Below are 15,896 nucleotides of genomic sequence, written 5' to 3'. Positions count from 1 at the left end.
GCGCCTCGCACCTGCAGTGTGTTGCCTGTTCTGCACTGTCATCCGTGACACCTCTTCGACAGGATGCCGCATTGCACCCCGGGACCGTTCCACGCCGAGGCAGGAGCGCCGCGACCGGGTTTCATCGACACCCCACGCGACCGCCCTTCATCACACCCCGCCCGCACGCCCGACCGGACGCCGGGCACCACGATCCGCCTGCCCTGCCCATTCCGGACGCGTCATCTCCGTCTCGATCCAGTCCGCGTAATGGCGCAGGCGGACGTTGCAGCTGGTCTGTCCATAGCGCCCCGGCCGGGCGGTGCGGACATCGCCCTGGACCACCTTCCACGCGCTCAGGCCGGCCAGCTGCCATTGACCATCGACCTCGATGAGCGCCGGGCCGCCACTGTCGCCATTGCCGGTCACGCCCTCCAGCGGCAGCGCCGAGGGTGGCGCATCGAACACATGGCAGAACCAGCGCTCATGGGCGCTGGTGATGGTGTTGAACGCACGGCGAAGCGTGGTGCGGTTGGGACCGCGCGGGTCGTGGCCGTCGGCGCCGGTCCCGGTGGCGCCCTTGCCGATCAGCTGGACCACCCGGCCCGCTTCCTCCTCCCCGCGATAAAGCGGAACCGGCACGACATCGGTCACTGGCGCCTTCAACCGCAGCAGCGCGATGTCGTCGCTGGACGCGAGGTCGACCAGCAGCAGGATCGCCTCCCCGCTCTGCAGCGCCTGGTCGATCAGCGTCTGCGGCAACCGGCGATACCCGGGGTGGAACACCACCCGTTCGACCTCGCGCGACACGCCGCCGACCGTAACCTGCGCCAACGCCGCGTGCGGCGGAACGGTATGGGCCGCGGTGACGACCCACTGCGGCGCGATCAGCACGCCGTGGCCCTCGCCGGGCATGTCGACCAGGGCGGGAAACGCGGAGGCGTCGATCCGGTAACGGGCGTCGTCGACGTCATCGCGGATGACCACGGCGCCGGCGGAGGACGAGGCGGCGAGCAGCAACAGCAGCAGGTGTCGGATCATGGGCAGCGATGGGGCTCGAAACGAAGGGCACTGTGTCGGGAAGGATGCACGATCACGGCACCTCGGTGGCCAGGCCATGCCGCTGCGCCCACGCGTCCGTCCACCCGAACAGTTTCAGATGATGGACCTGCCTGCATCCGGACGCCTGCTCCTGCGCCAGCATGGTCTCGGTCAGCGCGTCGCCGCCCCAGGCCGCGCTGAAGAAATGGCTGTCTTCGCAGTCGCCCGCGGCCACGCGCCGGCGCAATGCCGCGATCGCGTGTTCGAGCGCCTCCAGGCCGGCCAGGTCCGCATGCAGGTGGACCACGTCGCCCTCCTGGTGGGTGACGATGCTCAGCATGGAATCCCCCGATGGTTGAAGCACGCTCGATGTTGGGAAGCCGCCCGGACCACCGCACGCATCCGGTGGTCACGAAGAGGCTGATGGAGGCGTCAGCCGCCGTGGCGCCGCGCCGACGCCCCGGATGCGGCGGCGGCTGCCGCAAGATGCCGCTCGCGCAGCAGCAGGAACAGCGGCAACGCCAGTGACGGGCCGACCACGAGGCAGCACACCGGCATCCACAGCCGAGGCATCGCGAGCCTGCGCCCTTCGACCAGCACGAACGCCGCGACCGCCAGCCCTGAAACGAGCACGTCCGCCCACGCGAACGCCGCGATCCGGTCCGACGTCGCCTCCCGCAGCAGCAGCGGCATGTCGAGACCATGCGCGGACAGCCAGGGGACAAACTGCGAAAGCGGCAAGGCCGTGCCCGCGATACAGAGAAGAAGATAGATGATCCGCATGCTGCGTCCTGTCGAGTAGCACCGGCCCAGGCGGAATCACGGACGGATTCGACCCTGCAGGGTTTCCAGGCGCGCACTCTCCGCCAACAGCGGGCACTTGCCAAGGGGTCGGATCGCGGACCAATCGCGAAGGAACTACCGCGTCGGCTTGAATGAATGGTTAGACATCATCACGCCTGCGGTTGCGACGCGACTTCCATGCACGCCACCCCATCCAGACACCTATGGCCACAACCAGCGCCACACCGTACGGAAGAAATTGCCCCATGAATCGTCCGTGCGCATAGCCGGTTTGGGCCGCGGCCCGGTTCAAATCATCGCTCGCCAGCGCAAGTACCGGCGCATTCGCAAGAACAAGGATCGCCACCTGTGAAGTCCTGATCACTTCCGCCTCCTGGCACTGGACTGGTCTAACGAATCGAAGAGCGATGCGGAGCGTTGCGCTTCGAGTGTTAACTCACCAAGCGTAACAGTGCCATACCGGCATACGTTGTGGATCGGAACGCATGCCACGCCTTGCGCTGGAAATCACCACAGCTGAGCGGACAAGGCCCTTCGCGGTACGACTGGATGGCGTTACGTATCGGGGGTGACGGGCTGCCGATGCGATGGCGCCCAGTTCCGGCACTCCCACTCCGATGCTTTCTCGCATTGGCCGGAGACAACCCGCCCCAGCTCAGCCCACGTACTGCAGCGGCACGCGCTTCACCCCGCACAGCAAGCGGTAGGCGCTGGTCTGGCTGTGGGCGACCACGGTGGTGGCCGGCACCTGCGCGCCCCACAGTTCGACGCGGCTGCCGACGCCGGCCTGCGGGTGGTCGGTGAGGTCGACGGTGAGCATGTCCATCGAGACGCGGCCGATCAGCTGGCCCGGGTTGCCGTCGATGCCCACCGGGGTGCCGTTGCGGGCGAACTGCGGGTAGCCGTCGGCGTAGCCCATCGCGACGACGCCGACGCGGGTCGGGCGTTCGGCGACGAAGCGGGCGCCGTAGCCGAGCGGTTCGCCGACCGGCAGCTCGCGCACGGCGATCACTTTCGATTCCAGCGTCATCACCGGGCGCAGCTGCGCGGCCACATCGTGCGCGGCGGGGAACGGGGTGGCGCCGTACAGCATCAGACCGGGACGCGCCCAGTCGCCGCGCGCCTGCGGCCAGCCGAGCAATGCCGGCGAATTGCACAGGCTGGTCTGCCCGGGCAGGCCGTCGGTGGCGGCGGCGAACGCGGCCAGCTGCTCGCCGGTGCGCGCCTGGTCGAGTTCGTCGGCGCGCGCGAAGTGGGTCATCTTCACGATGTCGGCCACCTGCGGCAGCGCGCGCAGACGCTGCCAGGTAGCGGCGTAGTCGTCGGCCGCGATGCCGACGCGGTGCATGCCCGAATCCAGTTTCAGCCACACGTTCAGCGGCTTAGCCAGCACTGCGCGCTCCAGCACGTCGACCTGCCAGGACGCATGCACCACGGTCCACAGGTCGTGCTCGACCAGCAGCGGCAGTTCGTCGGCGGCGAGGAAGCCTTCCAGCAGCAGGATCGGCGTGCGAATGCCGGCCTCGCGCAGCGCCAGCGCTTCTTCGAGAAAAGCCACGGCAAAGCCGTCGGCATCGGGTTCGAGCGCGGCCGCGCAGCGGTTCGCGCCGTGGCCGTAGGCGTCGGCCTTGACCACGGCCAGCGCCCGCCCCCCACCCAGCTGCCGCCCCAGCCGGTAGTTGTGGCGGAGGGCATCGAGGTCGATCAGGGCACGGGCGGGGCGCATCGGCAGCAGCTACGGACAGCGAAGGGGAAGGAGAACGGCGGGATTCAGCGCGCCATTGTCGCCGGAACCGCACCGGCATCGCCGGACGGCACCTGACTGCGGGCGCCGTAACGCGCGATGTCCAGGCCGTCGCCGCGGATGCCGGTGGGGCGCAGCGCGATCAGGTCGGCCAGATAGCGGCCCGAGCCGCAGGCCATCGTCCAGCCCAGCGTGCCATGGCCGGTGTTGAGGAACAGGTTGCGGTACGGCGTGGCGCCGACCACCGGCGTGCCGTCCGGCGTGGCCGGGCGCAGGCCGGTCCAGAACTCGGCGCGGGCGAGGTCGCCGCCGTGCGGGTACAGGTCGCCGACGACCTTTTCCAGCGTGGCGCGGCGGCGCGGATCCAGACGCAGGTCGAAGCCGGCGATCTCGGCCATGCCGCCGACGCGGATGCGGTCGTCGAAGCGGGTCAGCGCGACCTTGTAGCTCTCGTCGAGCACGGTGGAGGTCGGCGCCATCGCCGCATCGGTGATCGGGATGGTCAGCGAATACCCCTTCAGCGGATAGACCGGCAGGCGCAGGCCCAGCGGCTTGACCAGCGCCGGCGACCAGCTGCCCAGCGCCAGCACGTAACGGTCGGCGGTTTCGACGCGGCCGTCGATACGCACGCCGGTGATGCGCTGGCCATCGCTTTCGAGCTGTTCGATGCGGGCGCCGTAGCGGAACTCCACGCCCTGCGCCCTGGCCAGTTCGGCCAGGCGCTCGGTGAAGATCCTGCAGTCGCCGGTCTGGTCGCCGGGCAGGCGCAGCGCGCCGCTCAGCGTGCCGAGGACGCCGGCCAGCGCCGGCTCGACCCGGGCGATGCCCGCGCGGTCGAGCAGTTCATAGGGCACGCCGGTTTCGCGCAGCACCGCGATGTCGCGTGCAGCGGCGTCCAGCTGGGCCTGGGTGCGGAACAGCTGCACGGTGCCGAGCTCGCGGCCCTCGTAGGCGATGCCGGTCTCGGCGCGCAGCTCATCCATGCAGTCGCGGCTGTACTCGGCCAGCCGCACCATGCGTTCCTTGTTCACCGCATAGCGCGCGGCGGTGCAGTTGCGCAGCATCTGCGCCATCCACAGGTACTGGTCCGGATCGCCAGTCAGGCGGATCGCCAGCGGTGCGTGGGTCTGGAACAACCACTTGAGCGCCTTCAGCGGCACGCCGGGCGCAGCCCAGGGCGAGGCGTAGCCGGGCGAGATCTGCCCGGCATTGGCGTAGCTGGTGGCCAGCGCCGGCCCCGGCTCGCGATCGACCACGGTGACCTCGAAGCCGGCGCGGGCCAGATACCACGCGCTGGCGACGCCGATCACACCACTGCCCAGGACCAGAACACGCATCGGATGCCTCGCGACAAGAGCTTTCACTGGCCCGGACTGGGCCGATGTGTAGGATGCGAAGTATAGGAAGCGGATTGCAGTTGTTTTTTCTGTTTTGAAGGCGCCTGATAGGCGAATCCATTGAACAGAACGGCACCCACGGAGGTTTCCATGCCGCCCCGCTCCGCCACCCCGCGCGACCGTCCCCGCGACCTGGACCGGATCGACCGCAACATCCTGCGCATCCTGCAGCAGGAGGGGCGGATCTCGTTCACCGAACTGGGCGAGCGGGTCGGCCTGTCGACCACGCCCTGCACCGAGCGCGTGCGCCGGCTCGAACGCGACGGCGTGATCGAGGGCTACTACGCCAAGCTCAATCCGCAGCACCTGAAGGCCGGGTTGCTGGTGTTCGTGGAGATCAGCCTGTCGTACAAGTCCGGCGACATCTTCGAGGAGTTCCGCCGCGCCGCGCTGAAGCTGCCGAACGTGCTGGAGTGCCACCTGATGTCGGGCGATTTCGACTACCTGATCAAGGCGCGGATCTCGGAGATGGCGTCCTACCGCAAGCTGCTCGGCAGCAGCCTGCTGACCCTGCCGCACGTGCGCGAGTCGAAGAGCTACATCGTGATGGAAGAGGTGAAGGAGACGCTGGCGCTGGCGATTCCGGACTGAGGGACGCCACGGTGGGGGCGCGCCACCGTCCTGCGCCTCCCGTCCCGGACGCCATCCAGGCAGCACGGCGACGCGGTGTGCACGCAGGCAGACGCGCCACGACGGACCGCGTGCCGAAGCACCGCTGCGGGATGACGCAGACGTCCCCGCTCCACGACGTCTGCATCCCGGCCTTTTCCCCGACAACCCGGTTCGCTCCCCGAAGCGTCGCCACACCCGGGTCTGCCCAACCCCGCTACTAGGCATGTCAAAGCCGCGTGCGGGTGGACAGGGAAACCGGGAAACGGACTGCGGCGCCCGTCTTCCGCGACCGGACGCGGTGCGGTGCGCACCCGCCGTTTCCCGGGCGGCGCATCGGGCGGGCGTTGTCCGGAGACGCCACGCACTGCATGACGTTCGGCATGGCGGCCTTGTTCCAGCACGCGCGCCGGCAAGCGCCGGCCACCCGCCGCAGCCCCCGCGGCAATGAGCGCACTGCCATCGACCAGGCCCACAGGCGGCGCACGGAGGAGTGCCCCGTCCCCCCCGGCAGCGCGCGGGGCCGCGCGCAGGGAGAACGGTCCGGCACATGAACCCGACGGTGCGCGATGCCTCAGGCGGCATGCCATCCCGCTACACTGTGCGCGGATGCAGGAGAGTGGAGCCGCGAGGCTCCCGCCGAAGGCGCAGGCTCCCATAATCGCTCAGGCCGGCGGGCACCCCCGTCACCCATGCATCCGACACGCCGATCTGGAGAGAGACCTTCACTGGTCCGCCGAAGGGGCACGCGGCCACGCCGCTGAACTCTCAGGCAAAAGGACAGCGGGAGCGGCACCGGTCACCGGGCTCTGCGCGCAGCTTCGCGCGGTTGCGGCGTGGCCGGCCCTGTCGCGCCACCGGAGCCGTGCGCATGCTGCTGTCCGTCATCTACCTGATCGCCATTTCCGCCGAAGCCATGACCGGCGCGCTCGCCGCCGGCAAACGGCGCATGGACCTGTTCGGCGTGATCATCATCGCCTGCGTCACCGCGCTCGGCGGCGGTTCGCTGCGCGACGTGCTGCTGGGCCACTACCCGCTGGGCTGGGTCGCCCATCCGGAGTATCTGGGCTTCACCATCTGCGCGGCGCTGGTGGCGACGTGGCTTGCACGCTGGATGCACCATTTCCGGCGACCGTTCCTCGTCCTGGACGGGCTGGGTCTGGTCGCGTTCACCCTGATCGGCTGCGCGGTCGCGCGCGAGGCCGGACATGCGCCGCCGATCGTGCTGATCGCCGGCATGCTCACCGGCGCGTTCGGCGGCGTGCTGCGCGACGTGCTGTGCAACGAGGTGCCGTTGATCTTCCAGAAGGAGCTGTACGCGGTGGTATCGCTGCTGACCGGCGCGGCCTATCTGCTGCTGCTCGAGGTGCGCGTCCCGCAGGACATCGCGACGCTGCTCTGCCTGGGTGGCGGCTTCGCGCTGCGGCTGATGGCGATCCGCTTCCGCTGGGAGATGCCGAAATTCGTGCATCACGACAGTGCGCATTGAGCCGCGGCAGCGGCAGCGGCAGCGGCAGCGGCAGCGGCAGCGGCAGCGGTGGGATCGTCGATGAGGCCGCGGTCACTGTGGACAGGCGGCACATGCGCTGAAGGCGTCGCATCATCAGGCCCACGCGTGCGAACGGATCCTCGCATCCCCGCCCATCCCGGCATGCGAGAACGGGACGGTGTGCGACGGCAGCGCGCGCCGTCGGCCACGGGCGGCCTCCTACAGGTGGGACGCGTTGGCCGTATCCACATAAGTTGCCGCCGCTGCAGTCCGCTTCGGGCAGTGCCGCAGCACGTTGTTCGCGGCAGGCCGCCATGCGGCGTTTCCACGCCGTTGAGGTAAACAACAGGCACCGGGCACAACGCGCCTTCCAGACGCGGCGTCGTGCAACAGACATGGCGCTCGGCCTCAAGCGGCCTCCTACAGACACGATGCGCTGGCGGTTCCGGCAGGAGCGTCGCAGCCACCATTGCCAAGCTATCTGGCTATCTGGCTATCGCGCAGCGTTTCTGCGGCAGCCGTTCGAAGCAACGCACGCATGGCCGACCGCAACATCGGAGGCCAGGCAGATGCCGTACGCGGCGCGTGTCAGTGCACAGGCGTGATGGCCGGCCCCAAGCGGCCGCCTGCGAGGCATGACGCCGGCCTTCCCCACGGAGACTGCGCGACCGCGGCGGCGGCTGTCTTCACCGCCTCCCGCCCTCGACGCGGAGGCGACCGCTCTGGACCGGTCTGTCATGGTCCACAAAAAACCCCGTGGGCGCCCGGCGCACACGGGGTTGGTTGGCTCAGCGCTGCAGGCCTGTGCCTGCGCCGATCACTCGGCCCAGCGCACCGCCGAGGTCGACTGCGGCAGCACCTGCGCCGACAGCGGCTGGTCCTTCTGCAGCAGGTCGATGGCGTTGGCCAGGATGAAGGCCGACTCGCGCTGCAGCGGATCCGGGCGCTTCTCGGCGGCCTTCTCGCGGGCGGCATCCTTGACCACGTCGCGCTCGTTGGCGGTCAGGCCGTCGTCGGTCTCCTCGGCCAGCGGATCCAGGTCCAGCCCCTTCTCGCGGCGGATCGCCTGGCGCTCCTTGCGCTGGGTCTCCTGGCGGTCGCGCTCGGCGCGGCGCTCGGCCTCGTTGAGCGACAGGTACTTCTTGGCCGCCTCGGCCCGATAGTGGGCCACGTCCTCGGTCCACCACTGGAACTCGAGGTCGTCGGCGATGCGCTGCGCGTGCAGGGTCTGCAGGCGCGGCAGCATCGGCGCGAAGTTGCCGTAGCGGGTGTGCGGCACGGCCGCGATCCGGGTCCACGGCAGCGCGTTGTCGTAGGTGCTCTCGCCGAACTCGTTGGCATCCACGCTCAGCGGATAGGCGATGTCCGGCTCCACGCCCTTGTGCTGGGTGCTGCTGCCGCTGACGCGGAAGAACTGGGCGATGGTCAGCTTGACCTGGCCGAAGCGCGGGCCTTCGCTGCTGGGCCAGCGGTCCAGGTCGACCATGTTCTGCACGGTGCCCTTGCCGTAGGTGGTCTCGCCGATCACCAGCGCGCGGCCGTAATCCTGCATCGCGCCGGCGAAGATCTCCGAGGCCGACGCCGAAGCGCGGTTGATCATCACCGCCAGCGGGCCGTCCCACGCCACGCCGGCCTTGCGGTCGCTGTTGACGCTGATGCGGCCGCCGGATTCGCGCACCTGCACCACCGGGCCCTGGTCGATGAACAGGCCGGTCAGCTGCACCGCCTCGTCCAGCGAACCGCCGCCGTTGTTGCGCAGGTCCAGGACCACGCCGTCCAGCTTGTCCTCCTTGAACTTCGCCAGCAGGTTGGCGACGTCGCGGGTGGCCGAGGTGTAGTCGTCGCCGTTGCGGCGGCGGCCCTCGAAGTCCTGGTAGAAGGTCGGCAGCTCGATCACGCCGATGCGGCGCTCCGGCCCGCCGTTCTCGCCGGGGATCGTGTAGGTCTTGGACTTGGCCGCCTGCTCGGCCAGCTGCACGCGCGCACGGGTCAGGGTGACCATGCGGTGCTCGCCGTCGATGCCGTTCTCGGCCGGGATGAACTCCAGGCGCACCTGGGTGTCCTTCTTGCCGCGGATCTTGGCGACGACATCGTCGATGCGCCAGCCGATCACGTCCTCGATCGCACCGGAGCGGTCCTGGCCGACGCCGACGATGCGGTCGCCCGCCTTCAGCGTGCCGTCCATCGCGGCCGGGCCGCCGGGGATGATCTCGCGGATCACCACCACGTCGTCCTGGCGCTGCAGCTGCGCGCCGATGCCTTCCAGCGACAGCGACATCGCCTGGTTGAAGTTCTCGGCCGAGCGCGGGTTGAGGTAGTCGGTGTGCGGATCGATCGCGCTGGTGTAGGAGTTGAGGAACAGCGAGAACACGTCCTCGCTCTTGAGCTGCTCGACCGAGCGGGCGATCTGCTCGTAGCGCTTGTCCAAGGTCTTGCGGATCTCCGCCGGCTCCTTGCCGGCCAGCTTCAGCCGCAGCCAGTCGTTCATGACCGACTTGCGCCACAGCTCGTCCAGCGCCGCATCGTCGGCCGCCCACGCAGCGTCCTTGCGGTCGTACTCCCAGCGGTCGCTGCCGCTGAAGTCGAAGTTGCGCTTGAGCAGCTCGCGCGCATGGGCCACGCGCTGCTCCACCCGCTCGCGGTAGACCGAGAACATGGCGAAGGCCACCGCCGGGTCACCATTGCGCACCGCGTCGTCGAAGCGCGTGCGATAGGGATCGAATTTCGCGATGTCGGCCGCGGTGAAGAACTGCTTGTTGCCGTCCAGCGACTCGAGGTAGCGCTTGAACATGTCGGCCGACATCGCGTCGTCGGCCTGGCGCGGGCGATACGCGTAGCGGCTGTCCGAGAGCAGGCCGTGGACCAGCTTGGAGGTCGTGGCCTGGTCGGCGGTCGGCGCGATCGCCACCGAAGGAGTGTCGGCACGCGCCAGCAGGGCGACCGGGGCGGCCACCAGGAAGGCGATCAGGGCAACGGAGAGTCTGGAATTCATGCGGGGGCTCGGGCCTCACTGGCCGGTCTGACACAAGATGCTACGGCTGGGACCGCATCACAATGCCGAAAGTTGCCGGCCCGGGAGCGGTCCATCCGGGCACGCGCCCGGACACCCGCAGGCTAGCGGCTGTGCTGTACGAAAAAGTGAACGGCGGGCATGTGCGGATCCGGCGCCCGGACGCCGGGCGACCGGGTGGAGCGGCGCACTGCGCGACGCTGCGCTCAGGCGGCGACGCCCGCGCCGGCGGCCTGCCGGTCGGCGTGGTAGGACGAGCGCACCATCGGGCCGGAGGCGACGTGGCTGAAACCCAGCGCGTAGCCGTAGACCTCCAGCGCCTTGTACTCCTCGGGGGTCCAGTAACGCAGCACCGGGTGGTGGTGCGCGGTCGGCTGCAGGTACTGGCCGATGGTGATCATGTCCACGTCGTGCGCGCGCAGGTCGCGCAGCGTGGCCTGGACCTGCTCCATGGTCTCGCCCAGGCCGAGCATGATGCCGGACTTGGTCGGGATCGCCGGGTGCTGCGCCTTGAACTTCTGCAGCAGGGTCAGCGACCACTGGTAGTCCGCACCCGGACGCACGTTCGGGTACAGGTCCGGCACGGTCTCGATGTTGTGGTTGAACACGTCCGGCGGGTTGACCGCCAGGATCTCCAGCGCGCGGTCCATGCGTCCCTTGCCGCGGAAGTCCGGGGTCAGGATCTCGATCCGGGTGCCCGGCGCCTTCGCGCGGATCGCGGCGATGCAGTCGACGAAATGCTGGGCGCCGCCGTCGCGCAGGTCGTCGCGGTCGACGCTGGTCACCACCACGTAGCGCAGGCCCATGTCGGCCACGGTGTTGCCCAGGCTCTCGGGCTCGCTGGCGTCCGGCGGCTTGGGCCGGCCGTGGGCGACGTCGCAGAACGAGCAGCGCCGGGTGCAGACCTCGCCGAGGATCATGAAGGTGGCGGTGCCGTGGCCGAAGCACTCGTGGATGTTCGGGCAGCTGGCTTCCTCGCAGACCGTGACCAGCCGGTTCTCGCGCAGCTTGGCCTTGAGGTTGGCCACCGCGTTGCCGGAGGGGATCCGCACCCGGATCCAGGACGGCTTGCGCAGCACCGGCGCATCGGCGAACTGCACCGGCGAGCGGCCGATCTTGTCGCCACCGATCTGCTTGACGCCCGTCTGCAGCGGCGCCGGGCCGGCATCGGCCGGCAGCACCTGGAGGGGGATCGAGCGGGTCACGGAGTCGGTCATGGCAATGCCTTCGAGCGGCGGCGGCGGCGGTCAGTCCGCCGGGGTGAGATCGGGGAGGTCGGCGGCCGGCTGCAGGTCCAGGCCGAACTGGCGGGCGAGCTGCGAAAGCAGCACCGGCTTGACCGCGTCCATGCCGGACGGGCCGCCCAAGTCTAGCACCGAGGTCACCCGCAGGCCCTGGTAGCCGCATGGGTTGATCCGGTGGAACGGTTCCAGGTCCATGCCGACGTTGAACGACAGGCCGTGGAAGGTGCAGCCGCGCCGCACCCGGATGCCGAGCGCGGCGACCTTGGCGCCGGCGACGTACACGCCCGGGGCGCCGTCCTGGCGCTCGGCGACGATGTTCCACTCGTCCAGCGTGTCGATGATGGCCTGCTCGATCCGGCACACGTACTCGCGCACCCCGATCTTCAGCCGGCGCAGGTCCAGCAGCGGGTAGACCACCAGCTGGCCAGGGCCGTGGTAGGTGACCTGGCCGCCGCGGTCCACGTGCAGCACCGGAATCTCGCCAGGGGCGAGCACGTGCTCGGGCTTGCCGGCCTGGCCGAGGGTGAACACCGGCTCGTGTTCGACCACCCACAGCTCGTCGGCGGTGGCCTCGTCGCGGGCATCGGTGAAGCGCTGCATCGCGCGCCAGACCGGCGCGTAGGGCTGGCGCCCCAGGTCGCGCACCACCGCCGTGAGCGGCACGGACGCGGCCGGGCCGCCGACCGCGCAGGCCGGCGCGGACGCGTCTGCTACAGGGTCCACTTCACTTCCGGGTGGTCGCGCAGCGCAGCGTGGGCGGCGTCGTACTGCTCGCGGCTGTCCGCGCGGAAGGCGATCCGCACCGACACGTACTTGCCGTTGGACGAGTGCTTCCACTGGATGCGCTCTTCCAGCACCTCCAGGCCGAGTTCGGCCAGCACCGCGGGCAGTTCGGTTTCCAGGCCCTTGTCGGCCGTGCCCATCGCGCTGAGCTCGAACTCGCCGGGGAACTGGAAGCCGTGTTCTGGATTGTCGGACTTGATTTCCATGGCGGTCATTATCGGGCCGGGACCGGGCAAACCCAAGCCCGCCGGCGGGCCACTGTGTCGCGCCGTGCGCACAACCGGACCCGGAAAGGACCCCGTAAGGCTGCAACGGTAAGGTGCACGGACGGCCTTTCCCGGGTCGCCGGGCCGCCGTACTGTGGCGGCCGCGCTCACACCGTGAACGCACGCCCTGTCGCACCCTCCCCCCATCACCCGACTGGATCACACCATGCCGTCCGCGCCGCGCACGCTGTCCGCCCTGCTGGCTGCCGCCCTGGGCGGTGTCGCCTTCCACGCCACCGCCGACGACCGCTGTCGCGACAGCACGCTGAGCCAGACCCCGCCGGCGGTGAACTTCCGGGTCGACAACGACCTGTTCGGCGGCGAGCGCCAGGACCAGGGCTATACCAACGGTGCGGCGATCACCCTGGTCTCGCCCAATCTGGTCGACTACACCGACGATCCCTGCCTGCCGCGCCTGGCGCGCTGGGTGAACACCTATCTGGAACGCCTGCAGCCGGGCGGTTTCGAGCAGCAGAACATGGTGTTCTCGCTGGGCCAGGCGATCTTCACCCCGACCGACTTCACCCGCACCGACGTGATCCCGGACGACCGGCCGTATGCCGGCATCCTGCTGGCCAGCTTCGGCTACAACGCGCGCAGCGGCGACCGCCTGCGCACCACCCAGCTGCAGCTGGGCGTGGTCGGCCCGTGGTCCTTCGCCGAGGAGGTGCAGGATGCGGTGCACGACGTGCTGGACGACGAGAAGTTCCAGGGCTGGGACAACCAGCTGCACAACGAGCCGCTGGTGAACCTGGTCCACGAGCGGATGCGCCGCTGGGGCGATGCCGACCGCAACGCCGGCGGCTGGGGCTGGGACTTCATCTCGCACTGGGGCGGTGCGGTCGGCAACATGGCCACCCACCTCAACGCGGGCGGCGAGGCGCGCTTCGGCTGGAAGCTGCCCGACGATTTCGGCAGCACCCCCACCCGCCCCGCCGGCGAGAACACCGCCCCCTCGCGCTACGGCCGCGCGACCGGCTGGTCGATGCACCTGTTCCTGACCACCGACGCCCGTTGGGTGCTGCGCGACATCACCCTGGACGGCAATACCTTCCGCGACAGCCACAGCGTCGACAAGCGCCCCCTGGTGGCCGAAGGCGGTTATGGCCTGGCTGTGATGCGCGGCAAGTGGAAGTTCGCCCTCGCCCGCTACCACCGCACCCGCGAATTCGAAACCCAGCGCGACCTGCCGGCCTACGGCAGCTTCACCATCAGCCGGATGCTCTGACCCGGCGCACCCGCGGCGGTCCTGCCGTTGCCGTTGCCGTTGCCGTTGCCGTTGCCGTTGCCGTTGCCGTTGCCGTTGCCGTGATTTTGCTTTGCCTTTGCTGTGCTCTGGCTTTGGCTCTGGCTCTGGCTTTGGCCCTTGATCCACTCGAGCCGTAAAGCGAGCCGAGCATCGCAGGATGACAGGGGCGAAGAGCTGCCCTTGTCTGAGCGCAGCGAGTTTGGGCAGCGTCCCCTGTCAGCCGAGAAGCGCAGGGGACCGACTGGCGCAGTCAGTCGGATCGCGTCCGGCGACGGCGGTTTTGCTTACTTTTGCCAAGACAAAAGTAAGCCGCGCAACAGCGCGGAAGCCGTTGCCTTTTGGCTTTGGCTTTGGCTTTGGCTGTAGCACGTCGCACGTCGAAAGCCATGCAACAGCAAGTGCGTAACCCACAGCAGAAGCAACCGCTTTCGCCCTACCCGCTGCGCGGGCCGGAGCGAATCCCTTTTCTTTGCCTGTGCAAGGAAAGGTAACCAGAAGAAAGCACGGCCGGTCCACTCGCCGGCGCGGCTGCGCCACGCCGGTGCCCTGTGCTTCTCGCACACCAGGGGACGCTGTCCAAACTCGCTGCGCTCAGACAAGGGCAGCGCTTCGCCCCTGACGCGCTGCGATGCTCGGCTCGCTTCACGGCACCCGGAATTCAGAAGCGGCGGAGCAAAGCCGAAAGGCCGGGGCACAAAAGACAAAGACAAGGACTGAAAGCGAAGCGAAAGCAAAAGCACGGCAAGCCATGCCAGTGAGGTGAGACGCGATGCTGGCACCCACGCTCGACGCCAGCCGATCCCCGGAAACGACGAAGCCGGCTCACGCCGGCTCCGTCCTTCACCTGGTGCGCGCCCGACGCGCGGCCCGCAGGATCACCTCGACAGTTCGATCATGGTCGACGAGACCCAGCCCTTGTTGCCCAGCTCGTCCTCGACTTCCCACATCATCCCCTCCTTGTTGCCGGTCGGGTACAGCATCATGCCCGGCTCCAGCGTGCGCACGGCGCTGCCGGTGCCCTGGGCGTTGGCCAGCAGGCGCGCCGGCTTGGTCACCGTGACCGCCTGATGGGCGCCGGCGGCCGAGGCGTTGTCAGGCAGGCCGCCAAGCTGGTCGACGATGGCGATGTAGGCCTGCAGGTAGGCCAGGGTGATCACCTGGCCGATCTCGGTGTTGGCGTAGCCGCCCACGCCCGCCGCGCCGAAGCCGCTCGAACCGAACAGCGCGCCGCTGCCGTTCCAGCCCAGGTCGGTCTTCTTCGCGTTGCCCTCGGCCATCGCGACCTGCTCGGAGGAGCGCACGTCGGTCACGGTCAGGACCACGTCGGCGGTCTTCTTGCGGAAGTTCAGGCCGGCGGCCGCGCGACCGACGTCGCCGCCGATCAGGCCGCCCAGCAGACCGCTGACGGCATTGCCGCCGGCGTTGCTGTTCTGCGAGATGAGGTCGGGGACCATCACGTAGTCGGCGGCGCGCACCTGGCCCTTGCCGACGTTGGACTGGCCGCGCAGCTCGCCGCTGGCCGCCAGTTCGCGCTCGAACTGGCCGGCGGCCATGCCCGCGCCACGATCGACCAGGGTGAAGCAGCGCGACTTGCTGACCATCACCTTGATCAGGCGCGACGGCGCCGGCAGCTGCTGGCCGGTCCACCACTGCACCGAATCCTCCGGCTCGAGCACCGAGAGCGTGCCCAGCGGCTTCTGGCACACCGGGATCTGGGCCATCTGGTCCTGGCGCTGCTGCTGGGCGCTCGCCCGCTGCGCCATCGCCGGCGCGGTGGCGGCGAGGCCGATCAGCAGGGACACGGCAAGCACGGACAGCGACGAATTCCCTCTACGCATGGTCGATCCTTCTTCTGATGGTCGGCCGTGCCGGCGTCGGCGGTTCGGCCTTGGAATGGAGTGCCACCGCAGCGCCAGGCAGCGATGGCCGGGCGATCATAGAGCAGGGTCCGGCCGGGCGTCAGTGCCCTGGCGCTGGCCGGTTCCAGAAGCGTGATCAACGGTCGATGTCGGGCGGGTTGCCCCCGGTCCTACCGCCATGGCCAGGCCTGTGGCCCGCCGGGACGGTCACGAACGCCCGCTGCGGTCCGGGCCGGTCCGGAGGGAACGATGACCTCCAGGAACGTCCGGTACCGGCCGCGGGCGGCAGGGCCAGGACCCGCACGACATCGGCAGGTGGCGCGGCCGTTCAGCCCGGCGAGACGTGCACCGGGTATCGGCTGGCGACCGGTCCGGGGGGCGTCCCGCCGCCGCGCTTCGCCGGGTTCGCCGCCCGCTGTGCC

14 protein-coding genes and 2 riboswitches are annotated in these 15,896 nt (G+C 69.4%); of the genes, 3 read left to right on the top strand and 11 right to left on the bottom strand.

The genetic code is table 11. The features are described from left to right. Positions 1-150: 150 nt before the first annotated feature. From IB242_RS18515 to IB242_RS18490, 6 genes are all read right to left on the bottom strand, one after another. A complete protein-coding gene (locus tag IB242_RS18515) occupies positions 151-1,020 on the bottom strand; it encodes a trypsin-like serine protease (RefSeq protein ID WP_192282991.1) in 870 nt (289 codons plus the stop codon). Between the two features lie 52 nt (positions 1,021-1,072). Further along, positions 1,073-1,360: an Imm32 family immunity protein gene (locus IB242_RS18510; protein WP_192282989.1), complete on the bottom strand. Its 288-nt coding sequence runs from the start codon at positions 1,358-1,360 to the stop codon at positions 1,073-1,075. A gap of 92 nt (positions 1,361-1,452) precedes the next feature. Next, complete coding sequence (locus IB242_RS18505) at positions 1,453-1,803, bottom strand: DUF2834 domain-containing protein (protein WP_192282987.1); 351 nt, start codon at positions 1,801-1,803, stop codon at positions 1,453-1,455. Positions 1,804-1,963: 160 nt separating this feature from the next. Then, a complete protein-coding gene (locus tag IB242_RS18500) occupies positions 1,964-2,170 on the bottom strand; it encodes a hypothetical protein (protein WP_192282985.1) in 207 nt (68 codons plus the stop codon). Between the two features lie 309 nt (positions 2,171-2,479). Continuing rightward, positions 2,480-3,550, bottom strand: coding sequence for an alanine racemase (gene alr / locus IB242_RS18495; protein ID WP_192282983.1), 1,071 nt, complete (start codon positions 3,548-3,550; stop codon positions 2,480-2,482). Between the two features lie 44 nt (positions 3,551-3,594). Continuing rightward, on the bottom strand, positions 3,595-4,905 hold the full coding sequence (locus tag IB242_RS18490) for a D-amino acid dehydrogenase (RefSeq protein WP_192282981.1): 1,311 nt from the start codon (positions 4,903-4,905) through the stop codon (positions 3,595-3,597). Positions 4,906-5,055: 150 nt separating this feature from the next. On the opposite strand from IB242_RS18490, the gene IB242_RS18485 reads away from it, so the two are divergent. Continuing rightward, complete coding sequence (locus IB242_RS18485; RefSeq protein WP_192282979.1) at positions 5,056-5,556, top strand: winged helix-turn-helix transcriptional regulator; 501 nt, start codon at positions 5,056-5,058, stop codon at positions 5,554-5,556. 627 nt (positions 5,557-6,183) lie between these two features. Continuing rightward, positions 6,184-6,253: riboswitch (glycine riboswitch) on the top strand. A 22-nt stretch (positions 6,254-6,275) separates the two neighbouring features. Then, a riboswitch (glycine riboswitch) is annotated at positions 6,276-6,366 on the top strand. 79 nt (positions 6,367-6,445) lie between these two features. Further along, positions 6,446-7,063, top strand: coding sequence for a trimeric intracellular cation channel family protein (locus IB242_RS18480; RefSeq protein WP_192282977.1), 618 nt, complete (start codon positions 6,446-6,448; stop codon positions 7,061-7,063). 817 nt (positions 7,064-7,880) lie between these two features. Here IB242_RS18480 and IB242_RS18475 read toward each other — a convergent pair. The 4 genes from IB242_RS18475 to IB242_RS18460 form a co-directional block, all read right to left on the bottom strand. Beyond that, positions 7,881-10,055: a carboxy terminal-processing peptidase gene (locus IB242_RS18475; RefSeq protein WP_192282975.1), complete on the bottom strand. Its 2,175-nt coding sequence runs from the start codon at positions 10,053-10,055 to the stop codon at positions 7,881-7,883. 224 nt (positions 10,056-10,279) lie between these two features. Next, on the bottom strand, positions 10,280-11,290 hold the full coding sequence (gene lipA, locus IB242_RS18470; RefSeq protein WP_192282973.1) for a lipoyl synthase: 1,011 nt from the start codon (positions 11,288-11,290) through the stop codon (positions 10,280-10,282). 30 nt (positions 11,291-11,320) lie between these two features. Beyond that, on the bottom strand, positions 11,321-11,980 hold the full coding sequence (gene lipB, locus IB242_RS18465; RefSeq protein ID WP_192283172.1) for a lipoyl(octanoyl) transferase LipB: 660 nt from the start codon (positions 11,978-11,980) through the stop codon (positions 11,321-11,323). A gap of 47 nt (positions 11,981-12,027) precedes the next feature. Beyond that, complete coding sequence (locus tag IB242_RS18460) at positions 12,028-12,306, bottom strand: DUF493 family protein (RefSeq protein WP_192282971.1); 279 nt, start codon at positions 12,304-12,306, stop codon at positions 12,028-12,030. Between the two features lie 226 nt (positions 12,307-12,532). On the opposite strand from IB242_RS18460, the gene IB242_RS18455 reads away from it, so the two are divergent. Continuing rightward, on the top strand, positions 12,533-13,594 hold the full coding sequence (locus IB242_RS18455; RefSeq protein WP_192282969.1) for a lipid A deacylase LpxR family protein: 1,062 nt from the start codon (positions 12,533-12,535) through the stop codon (positions 13,592-13,594). A gap of 896 nt (positions 13,595-14,490) precedes the next feature. Here IB242_RS18455 and IB242_RS18450 read toward each other — a convergent pair. Beyond that, a complete protein-coding gene (locus IB242_RS18450; RefSeq protein WP_192282967.1) occupies positions 14,491-15,453 on the bottom strand; it encodes a CsgG/HfaB family protein in 963 nt (320 codons plus the stop codon). Between the last annotated feature and the right edge of the window lie 443 nt (positions 15,454-15,896).

This window comes from Xanthomonas sp. XNM01 (assembly GCF_014851915.1).
Lineage (GTDB): Bacteria > Pseudomonadota > Gammaproteobacteria > Xanthomonadales > Xanthomonadaceae > Pseudoxanthomonas.
Note: the sequence above shows the minus strand (reverse complement) of the source record. Positions and strands in the feature narration are given on the sequence as shown.